Origin of the sequence: Streptomyces sp. NPDC059668 (assembly GCF_042734135.1) — a bacterium.
Classification (GTDB): domain Bacteria; phylum Actinomycetota; class Actinomycetes; order Streptomycetales; family Streptomycetaceae; genus Streptomyces.
Window position 1 is genome coordinate 1 of sequence record NZ_JBHWEL010000022.1, and the last position, 5,650, is coordinate 5,650.

Genomic DNA, 5,650 nt, shown 5'->3' on the forward strand with positions numbered 1-5,650 from the left:
CGCCCGGCCCGAGCCCGCGGCGCCGGACCCGCGGCACCCCCTCCCGGCCGCCGCGGCCCACCGGCTGGCGCTGCTGCTGGCCGACCGGCCCGGCGCGCCGGGTGGCCGCCGGGGCGCGGCCCCCGACCTCATGGAACTGCTGCCCCAGTGGCTGGCGCTGGCCAACGCGCGGGGTTTCGCGGCGCCTCCGGAAACCCTGCCCGCGCTCCTCGACGCGGCCCGGGGCCGTACGGATCTGCGGCCGGCCGCGCTGGCCTTCGCCGGGCCGCGTGCCCTGTGGCTGGCCCGGCTGAACCCGGACTGGCGGTTCGCGCTGCGTTCCATGCCGGGCGGCGGCACCGCGCTGCCCGGCCCCGAGGAGCCCGAGCGCACACAACAACTGTGGCAGGAGGGCCTGTTCGCCGAGCGGGTCGCGCTGCTCACAGCGCTGCGGGCGCTGCGTCCGGCCTCGGCGCGTGAGTTGCTCGCCACCACCTGGGGGACGGAGCGGGCCGAGGACCGGCTGATGTTCCTCGACTCGCTGCGGTCGGGGCTGGGACCGGCCGACGAGCCGTTCCTGGAGCGGGCGCTCACCGACCGGAGCCGCAACGTGCGGGCCACGGCCGCGGAGCTGCTGTCCGCGCTGCCCGGCTCGGCGCTGGCCGCTCGGATGGCGTCCCGGGCCGGCTCGTGCGTGGCCCTCGACCGGACCCAGGGCCCGCCCTCGATCGTCGTGGAGGCGCCGCACGAGTGCGACGCGAGCATGGAGCGGGACGGTGTTGTACCGAAAGCTCCGGCGGGACGAGGGGAACGGTCGTGGTGGCTGGGCCAGTTGGTCGAAGCAGCGCCGCTCGGTGCATGGCCGCGGCGGCTGGGGGGACGCACACCCGAGGAGATCGTCGCGCTTCCCGTGGCGGACGACTGGCGGAACGAACTGCATGCCGCGTGGTGCCGGGCGGCGGTGCGCCAGCGCGACCCCGGGTGGTCCCGGGCACTTCTCGGGCCGCCCTCCGCCCCGGAGGCCGGGGGACCGGGGGCGGTGTCGCTGGCGGAGCGCTCGAAGCTGCTCGCCACGCTGGGTCCGGCCGAACGGGCCGACTGGGTGGCGGGGTTCATCGCCACACACGGCTTGTCGGAGGCGTTCCAGCTGCTGGGGGTCTGTGCGGTGCCGTGGGCGGAGCCCCTGGGGCGGGCGGTGGTCGACGCGCTCGACATCGCGCGCGACGCGGGGAGTTATCCATGGAGTTTCAGCGGGGTGATGGGGCTGGCCGAGCGGTGCCTGGATCCGCGGGAGGCGGGGCGGCTCGACGCGCTCACGGCGGTTCCCGACGAGACGGAGCACACGGCGCCGGGGGCCGGCGGCTACTGGGCGGAGGCCTTCCAGCGCCTCGTCACCACCTTGCGGCTGCGCGCGGAGATGACCGCGGAACTGGCGGTGCCGGAGCCCGAGCGGGCGCCGACGACGCCCTGACCACCGGGGCCGGCGCCCCCGAACGCCGGAAGGTCCCCGGCGCCCCGTCAGGGGCGCGGGGAACGGAGCGACCAGCCCCCGCCCACCCACGGACGACGACCCCCCATCCGGGGACGGGCGAGCGCGACCAGGGCGGAAACCCGCACGCACCGACCCTCACCGGCCAGGCGCTACGCTCCCGCGGGCTGCCGCACGTTCGCCCGTACCCACTCCACGATCGACCCGGTCGTCGCGCCCGGCGTGAAGATCTCGGCGACACCCTTCTCCTTGAGCGGAGCGATGTCCGCCTCCGGGATGATCCCGCCGCCGAAGACCTTGATGTCCTCCGCGTCCCGCTCCTTGAGGAGATCGATCACGGCCGCGAACAGCGTGTTGTGCGCGCCGGAGAGGATGGACAGGCCGATCGCGTCGGCGTCCTCCTGGATCGCGGTGTCGACGATCTGCTCGGGGGTCTGATGGAGCCCGGTGTAGATGACCTCCATGCCGGCGTCGCGCAGCGCCCGCGCGATCACCTTGGCCCCGCGATCGTGGCCGTCGAGCCCCGGCTTGGCCACCACCACGCGGATCGGACCGGCTGCCACACCCATCACTGCCTCCATGAACCGACTACAACGACCCGTACCGACACATATCGAACATTCCGCCGCTCACCGCACCGGACGCACCTCTGCGGCACAGGCGCCCCGCACCGCACCGGCCGGGGAAGTGAACGAACGTTATCGTCAGATCCGTGCAAACCGCAGTTTCCCGCTGAAGAGCGAGGGGGAAATCACACGGTGGGACACATTCGCCGCGCATCGCTCCGCGCTTCAGCGGCACACGCGCCGCAGGAACCTGCGACGCGCGGGCCTCGACCGGAACCTGCGCAAGGAGAGCCGCCAGCAGGTGGCGGCACCGGCACCGCGCCGACGAGGCGCGACGACGGTGCGGCACACCGGCGGGAGCACGACGGCAGGGACTCCCGCCGCGCCACCGGCGCACCACGCGCCGCGACCGCACCGTCGGCCTCCGCCACCGAGGTTCTCCACAAGGGCACACGGGGGACAGAGCGGTCCCTTCGTGTGTCGACTGGAGGTCGGCCATGAAGGTCACCGGGACAGAGTCGCCCCTTCTCCCGCTCCGTCAGCGCCTGTTGCCAGGCAGGCTGACAGGGCTCTCGGTGGCCTTGCTGAAGGCGACGGCCCTGGAGATCGCGATCCTCGCCGGGCACCTCCTCCTCTATCCCTCCGGCATCGTCCAGGAGCGCCGCACCTCCCCCGCGCTCCCCCCGACCGACGCCACCCGGCTGCCCATCGGGACCAAGCCACCGGTCGTGCTCCTGCACGGCTTCATCGACAACCGCTCGGTCTTCGTCCTGCTGCGCCGCAACCTCGCCCAGCACGGCCGACAGCACATCGAATCGCTCAACTACTCACCGCTGACGTACGACATCCGCACCGCGGCGGAGCTGCTCGGCCGGCACATAGAGGACATCTGCGAGCGCACGGGGCGCGACCAGGTGGACATCGTCGGACACAGCCTCGGCGGACTGATCGCGCGGTACTACGTACAGCGCCTCGGCGGCGACCTGCGCGTCCGCACGCTGGTCACGCTCGGCACACCGCACTCGGGCACCCGGGTCGTCCCGCTGATGAACGCGCACCCCATCGTCCGTCAGATGCGCCCGGGTTCCGAGGTGATCAACGAGCTGCGTGAGCCGGCACCCGACTGCCGTACGCGTTTCGTGAGTTTCTGGAGCGACCTCGACCATCTGATGGACCCGCTCGAGACCGCCGCCATCGACCACCCGGACCTGCTCGCGCAGAGCGTCCAGGTGAGCGGTATCGGGCATCTCGCCCTGCCGGTCCACCCCGCCGTCGCCACCGGAATACGCCAGGCGCTCGACACCGAGGACACGGCCGTCCGCACCACCGCCGCGGAGGCCGTGGCCGAAGCCGGGGGTCTCACCGTGGCGTGACAGCGTCCGGCACCTCCTCCGGCGACCCCGCCCGGCCCCCTTCCGACCCTGTGGAGAGGGGCCGGACGGGGCTCGGGCGGGGGCCATACGGCACTCCAATTTCGAACATTCCTCGAACGCCAGGCCAAGCCCGTGCCCGCACTCCCCCGAAAGACGGCCGAATGCCCGTTTCCTGAGAAGAGGAAACCTGCCGAAGATTGTCGCGCCCGCATACCGCCGGGTACAGTCGCCGCACTGCTCTGCCAGCCCCTGTTGTCGAGGCGAAAGAGAAGTTGGTGAACGACCGTCACCCGTCGGGGACCGTGACCCCCCCGGCTCCGGCTTCCGATGCCGCCCCGGCGCACTACGCGTCGTACGGCGGGCAGGAAGTCCAGTACGGCGACTTCACCACGTACGACGGCTACAACGGGACCGGCGCCTACGCGACCGCGAGTTTCGAGACCGACCCCCTCTTCGGCGACATGTCGGGCGGCGACGGAACGGGCTCGTACGACGCGACGCAGTGGAACACCGGCGGTCACCAGACGCCCGCCTACGACCCGTACGCCGCACAGCACCAGACCGCGTACGACACGGGCGCCTACGACGCCACCGCCTGGGCGACCGGCTATCAGCAACTCGCCGACATCCCCGCGCAGCACCCGGGCCCCGACGCCACCGGCCAGTGGGACGCGGCCGCCTGGCTGCAGGCCGAGCCGGCCGGACAGACCCAGCAGTGGAGCGCGCCCACCCAGGAGACGGGTGCGTACGACGCCACGCAGTGGAACACCGTCGGCGAACACGACCCGTACGAGGCCTACGAGCACCCCCATCAGGGCGAGTCGCACGAGCACCAGGCCACCGACCCGTACGAGCACCAGGCCACGGTGGACCCGTACGAGCACCAGGCCGCGGCGGACCCTTACGAGCAGCAGGCCGATCCCGAGCCCTTCGACCAGCAGGCGACCTCCACCTTCGAGCAGCTGCCGTACGAGCAACCCGAGGCCGCTCGGGACGAGTACGACTTCGAGGACGCCGACCCCGCGCACGAGGCACCGCTGCTCGACGACATGGAAGAGGTCATTCCGGCCCCCCGTGCCGCGAACCGGCCGGCGTCCCGCTCCCGCCGCCGCTCCCCGGCCAAGCGTTCGGCACTGCTCACCGTCGCCGTGCCCTCGGCCTGTGTGATGGGCGTCGCGGGTATCGCGGCCGCTTCCGTGGGCACCATCGGCGGGGACGGCACCAAGGACACGACGGCCGGCGCGTCCGACGCGACCGCGGTGAAGCCGTCCACCGCCAACATCAAGCTGGACACCCAGCTCCAGAGCCTGTCCGCGGGTGCGGACGACTTCGCGGACCGGGCCAGCCGGACCCAGGAACGCATCGACCTCAAGGCCCAGCGGGCCGCCGAGCAGCAGAAGGCGGCGGCCGCGGCGGCCCGCAAGGAGCGGCTGCGGCCCAAGTTCGTCCTGCCGGTCACGCAGAAAGGACTCAGCGCCTACTTCGGTCAGGCCGGGGTCAACTGGATGTCCGTGCACACCGGCATCGACTTCCCCGTGTCGTACGGCACGCCGGTGATGGCCGCGACGGACGGCACCGTACGGACGCAGTGGAACAGCGCGTACGGGAACATGGCGATCGTCACCGCGATGGACGGTACGGAGACCTGGTACTGCCACCTCTCCAGCTACAAGGTGCCGTCGGGGACCGTCGTGAAGGCCGGCGAGCAGATCGCCTTCTCCGGGAACTCCGGGAACTCGACCGGGCCGCACCTGCACTTCGAGGTCCGGCCCGCGGGCGGTTCGGCCATCGACCCCCTGCCGTGGCTGCGCAGCCACGGTCTGGACCCGACGTGAGCACCGCGGTGACCGCGGTGACCCGGATGCCGTAATCCCCGTGCCGTAATCCACGTGCCGTACACCCGCTCGCCGTAACGCACGCGCGGAGATCCACCGCGCGGCTTCGCGGCCGGACGGCGACAGCCCCCGCCCGGCCCCGAAGTCCCGTGGGCTAGAGCTTCTCCACCGGCGCGTACCTCAGCAGCAGCCGCTTCGGCTTGGGCTCCCCGAAGTCGACCGTGGCCTCCGCGTTCGCGCCCGTGCCCTTCACGCCGACCACCGTGCCGAGCCCGAACTGGTCGTGGGGGGCCCCGGCCCCCCCCCCCCCCCCGCGCCCCGGCGGGGGGGGGGGGCCCCGCCGCGGGGGCGCACCCGCACCCCCCCCCCCCGGGGCGAGAGAACAAAAACAAGCCCCCCAACCCCCGC

General features: G+C 72.9%; 4 protein-coding genes and 1 pseudogene. 3 read left to right on the top strand and 2 right to left on the bottom strand.

Going from position 1 to position 5,650, the window contains the following annotated elements:
• Window positions 1–1,450, top strand: a 1,450-nt coding sequence (locus ACFV2J_RS17980; RefSeq protein WP_385439476.1) for a DUF5691 domain-containing protein, incomplete at its 5' end; no start/stop codon positions are given.
• Window positions 1,451–1,620: 170 nt separating this feature from the next.
• On the opposite strand, the gene ACFV2J_RS17985 is transcribed toward ACFV2J_RS17980, so the two are convergent.
• Complete coding sequence (locus ACFV2J_RS17985; protein ID WP_099942951.1) at window positions 1,621–2,037, bottom strand: cobalamin B12-binding domain-containing protein; 417 nt, start codon at window positions 2,035–2,037, stop codon at window positions 1,621–1,623.
• Between the two features lie 494 nt (window positions 2,038–2,531).
• On the opposite strand from ACFV2J_RS17985, the gene ACFV2J_RS17990 reads away from it, so the two are divergent.
• Window positions 2,532–3,407 (top strand): esterase/lipase family protein, encoded by an 876-nt coding sequence (locus tag ACFV2J_RS17990; RefSeq protein WP_385095630.1) that lies wholly within the window; start codon window positions 2,532–2,534, stop codon window positions 3,405–3,407.
• A 275-nt stretch (window positions 3,408–3,682) separates the two neighbouring features.
• Entirely contained in the window at window positions 3,683–5,242 is a 1,560-nt protein-coding gene (locus tag ACFV2J_RS17995; RefSeq protein WP_385439479.1) for a peptidoglycan DD-metalloendopeptidase family protein, read from the top strand.
• A 154-nt stretch (window positions 5,243–5,396) separates the two neighbouring features.
• Here ACFV2J_RS17995 and ACFV2J_RS18000 read toward each other — a convergent pair.
• Window positions 5,397–5,528, bottom strand: a pseudogene (locus ACFV2J_RS18000) (hypothetical protein); the annotation flags it as partial.
• Window positions 5,529–5,650 lie beyond the last annotated feature (122 nt).

Excerpts from the sequence above, each read along its gene's own strand:
- ACFV2J_RS17990 (WP_385095630.1), top strand. The coding sequence starts at position 2,532 with ATGAAGGTCACCGGGACAGAGTCGCCCCTTCTCCCGCTCCGTCAGCGC.
- ACFV2J_RS17985 (WP_099942951.1), bottom strand. The coding sequence starts at position 2,037 with ATGGGTGTGGCAGCCGGTCCGATCCGCGTGGTGGTGGCCAAGCCGGGG.